A 4,331-nucleotide genomic window follows, 5' to 3' on the forward strand; every position below is an offset into this window, starting at 1 on the left:
GCTTTCGGCGGCCAGCTTGACGAAGGCGCCGATGACGGCCGACAGGCCGAGGATCCCAAGCCGTTCACCACCCACCACAACGCGCTGGACCTGGACCTGTACCTGCGCGTGGCGCCGGAGCTGTACCTCAAGCGCCTGACCGTGGGCGGCCTGGAGCGCGTCTACGAGATCAACCGCAATTTCCGCAACGAGGGCGTCAGCACCCGCCACAACCCGGAATTCACCATGATGGAGCTGTACGAGGCCTACGCCACGTACAACGAGATCATGGACCTGACCGAAGGCGTGATCCGTGACGTGGCCCAGGCCGTGAACGGCGGCACCGAGGTGGAGTGGGACGGGGCGAAGATCGACCTGGGCCCGGCCTTCCGCCGCTGGCGCATGGATGAAGCGGTGCGTCACCACAACCCGGAAATCTCGGCGGCCGACTGCACCGACCGCGAGGCGCTGCTGCGCCATTGCGAGCGCTTGAAGATCCGCGTCAAGCCGTCCTATGGCTGGGGCAAGCTGCTGCTGGAAATCTTCGAAGCCACGGTCGAACACACGCTGATCCAGCCGACCTTCATCACCGATCACCCGGTGGAGGTGTCGCCGCTGGCCCGTGCCAACGACAACGATCCGGGCTACACCGACCGCTTCGAGCTGTTCGTCAATGGCAAGGAGCTGGCCAACGGCTTCTCCGAGCTGAACGATCCGGAAGACCAGGCCCAGCGCTTCCAGGCCCAGGTGGCAGCCAAGGAAGGCGGTGACGACGAAGCCATGCACTATGACGCCGATTACATCCGTGCGCTTGAGTACGGCATGGCGCCGACCGGTGGCCTGGGCATCGGCGTGGACCGCCTGGTGATGCTGCTGACCGGCAGCAGTTCCATCCGCGACGTGCTGCTGTTCCCCTACATGCGCCCCGAACAGTAAGGCGCAGTACCGGCCACGACTGTGCGCGCCGTCCCGGATCGGGCCGGCGCCATTGACGCCTTCCGCACTCGGCGTATGGTGGTGGCACGGCCTTGACGCCCGCTATGCTTGATGGCGTTGGGGAGCGTGCGATGTGGAGAACCCCCTTCACATTGTGACAACGATCATGAACCCGGGGGCGAGTGACGGGAGTCGTGCCGATGCAGGGTGCCAGTGTGCACAGCGGCGGGGTATCCTCGCTGGCTGATATTCCAGCGTGGTCGAGAAGGCAGGCAGAGAACGCCTTGAACATCGTCATCGTCGACGACCAGACGTCCGCCAGGACGATGCTGCGCCATGTCATTGAAGACATCGCGCCCGAATTGAGTGTGCACGACTTCGGTGACCCGCTTACCGCCCTGGCGTGGTGCGAGTCCTACGCGGTCGATCTGCTGCTGCTGGATTACCGCATGCCGGAGATGGACGGGCTTGAGTTCGCCCGCCGTTTCCGCCGCCTGCCCAAGCACCGGGACATTCCGGTGATCCTGATCACTGTGGTCGGCGATGAGCCGATCCGGCAGGCGGCACTGGAATCGGGCGTCATCGATTTCCTTGTCAAGCCGATCCGTCCGCGTGAACTGCGGGCACGCTGCCACAACCTGCTGCAACTGCGCCAGCAGGCCGAGAACGTCAAACAACGGGCGCTGTCGCTGGAGCAGCGGTTGCTGGCCAGCATGCACGAAGTGGAAGAACGCGAACGCGAGACCCTTTCGCGGTTGGCGCGTGCCATCGAGTTCCGTGATGCCGGCACCAGTGCGTATCTGGAGCGCATGGCGCGGGTGGCGGGGCTGATCGCCGAACAGTTGGGACTGCCCGAAGAGGAGGCCAAGCTGATCGAGATGGCTGCGCCGCTGCACGACATGGGCAAGATCGCCATTCCCGACGCGGTGCTGCTCAAGCAGGGCAAGCTCAACGACGAGGAGCTGGCGATCATGCGCCGGCACCCGCGCATTGGCCACGAACTGCTCAGTGGCAGCCAGAACCGTTTCATCCAGGTGGGGGCGCTGATTGCCCTGCGCCATCACGAGCGTTACGACGGCAGCGGGTACCCCGATGGCCTGGTTGGCGACGCGATTCCGCTGGAAGCGAGGATCGTGGCGGTCGCCGATGTGTTCGACGCGCTTGTGTCACCGCGTCCCTACAAGGAAGCATGGACCATGGAAGCTACCCTGGCTTATCTGTACGCCCAGCGCGGTCGTCTGTTCGACCCGCGCTGTGTTGACGCGCTGATGCGCGGGCGCAAGCAGCTGGCGGACATCTGCGCCCAGCACTCGACGGCATCCACCCGACCGGGCGGTTGACATGCAGGGACTGCGTCCACGGTTGACACACTGGCCGGCGCAGGACCCTGCGGGGGTCGCCAGCCAGTACCGCATGCCGCGCGCGTGGCAGGTACGGCAGTGGCTGCCCGGTGCCACTTTTCCCTGATGTGCCGACGGATGCCCCCCTTACGCCCATGGATACTTCCGCAACCCCCTCCCTGCCAGCCTCTTCGCTGCCGCGCCGGCTGAAACAGCGCCTTGCCGGCCGCGAGGACAGCGAGCATGCGCAGAACCTGATCCGCATCGTCATCACGGCGTTGTTCATCAGCTACCTGGGCTGGCGCTCCTTCAGCGGGCGCGGTGATACCCTGACGGCGACCTGGCTGATCCTGGGTTTCGAACTGACGATCTCCGCCGGCCTGCTGGTGGCGATCCTGCTGCAGCCGAGGGCGTCGCACGTGCGCCGGGTGATCGGCATGCTGACCGATTACACCTGCATGACCTGGATCATGACCATCCAGGGCGAGCCGGCTGCGCCGCTGTATGCCGTGATGCTGTGGGTGACCATCGGCAACGGCATGCGTTATGGCAGCACCTATCTGCGCGTGGCCACGGCGATGGGCTTTGTGGCCTTTCTGTGCACGGTGGTGCTGTCACCGTACTGGCGTGCTCACGCGTATCTGGGCTGGGGCCTGCTGCTGGGCCTGGGTGCCATTCCGCTGTACTTCGATTCGCTGCTGCGCGCGCTGACCCGCGCGGTGGCCGAGGCACGCCAGGCCAACGAGGCCAAAAGCCGCTTCCTGGCCAACATGAGCCATGAGTTCCGCACCCCGCTGAACGGCCTGGCTGGCATGACCGAAGTCCTGGCCACCACGCGCCTGGACGATGAGCAGCGCGAATGCCTCAGTACGATCCAGGCCTCGACCCGCAGCCTGCTGGTGCTGGTGGAGGAGGTGCTGGACATTTCGGCCATCGAAGCAGGCAAGCTGCGCGTGGAGCGTAACGAGTTCGAACTGGCCAACGTACTGCAGGCGATCAATCTGATCCTGGCCCCGCAGACCCGCTCAAAATCGCTGGAATACCAGGTGATGGTTGACGGCAACGTGCCGCCGCGCCTGTACGGCGATGCGGGCCATCTGCAGCAGATTCTGCTCAATCTGATGGGCAACGCGGTCAAGTTCACCGACAGCGGTTTCGTCCACCTGAGGGTGACGGGGCGGCCGGCGCCCGCCGGCGGCAACCGCATGCGCCTGCGGTTCGAGATCCTCGACAGTGGCATTGGCGTCCCGGTCGCGATGCGCAGCCGCTTGTTCAATCCCTTCGAGCAGGCCGACGTCGGCCTGGCCCGGCGCCACGAGGGCACCGGGCTGGGCACGAGCATTGCCAAGGGCCTGGTGGAATCCATGGGCGGGCAAGTCGGCTATGCGCCCAATCTGCCGCGCGGCAGCCTGTTCTGGGTGGAACTGGACCTGGAGCCGGCCAGCGTGGCCGAGGACGTGTCCGCGCCGGCCGAGGAGGGCGGCAATGTCATCGCCTTCTCCAATCCGTTCCTGCGCCACCGCGCGCGGGTACGCAGCCTGCGCGTGCTGGTGGCCGATGACCACGAAGCCAACCGCATGGTCCTGCAGCGCCTGCTGGAGAAAGCCGGGCACAAGGTGACCTGCGTGAACGGCGGTGAGCAGGTGCTGGACACGCTGGAACAGGCCAGTTTCGATGCGGCGATCGTCGATCTGCACATGCCCGGCATGAGCGGCCTGGATCTGCTCAGGCAACTGCGGGTGATGCATGCCAGCGGCATGCCCTATGTGCCGGTGATGGTCCTCAGTGCCGATGTCACGCCCGAAGCCATCCGCAGCTGCGAGCAGGCCGGCGCGCGCGCTTTCCTGGCCAAGCCGGTGGTGGCCACGCGCCTGCTGGATGTGCTGGCGGAGGTTGCGGCCAACGTCCGCGCCGATACCCACCTGGAAGCGGTGCCGCCCCGAGGGGTCAGCAACGGCGTGTTCGATCCGGCCGTACTGGATGAACTCGCTTCGCTGGGCATGGGCGACGGCTTCGAGCGCACGTTCATCGACCAGTGCCTGGCCGATGTCGATCTGTGCATGAAGCATATCCAGA

The 4,331-nt window shown here is 65.7% G+C and carries 3 protein-coding genes; all 3 read left to right on the forward strand.

Going from position 1 to position 4,331, the window contains the following annotated elements:
• The coding region (locus ACQKDV_RS18460; protein WP_427785712.1) for a lysine--tRNA ligase at positions 1-915 on the forward strand (915 nt) is incomplete at its 5' end.
• 200 nt (positions 916-1,115) lie between these two features.
• The gene (locus tag ACQKDV_RS18465) at positions 1,116-2,255 is read left to right on the forward strand and encodes an HD domain-containing phosphohydrolase (protein WP_427785713.1); all 1,140 of its coding nucleotides are present in this window, start codon (positions 1,116-1,118) and stop codon (positions 2,253-2,255) included.
• Positions 2,256-2,410: 155 nt separating this feature from the next.
• Positions 2,411-4,331: response regulator (locus ACQKDV_RS18470; RefSeq protein WP_427785714.1), on the forward strand; the 1,921-nt coding region annotated here is incomplete at its 3' end.

This window comes from Stenotrophomonas sp. NPDC077659 (assembly GCF_050268705.1).
GTDB lineage: Bacteria > Pseudomonadota > Gammaproteobacteria > Xanthomonadales > Xanthomonadaceae > Stenotrophomonas.

Coding starts and splice junctions, on each gene's coding strand:
- ACQKDV_RS18465 (WP_427785713.1), top strand. CDS start 1,116: ATGCAGGGTGCCAGTGTGCACAGCGGCGGGGTATCCTCGCTGGCTGAT.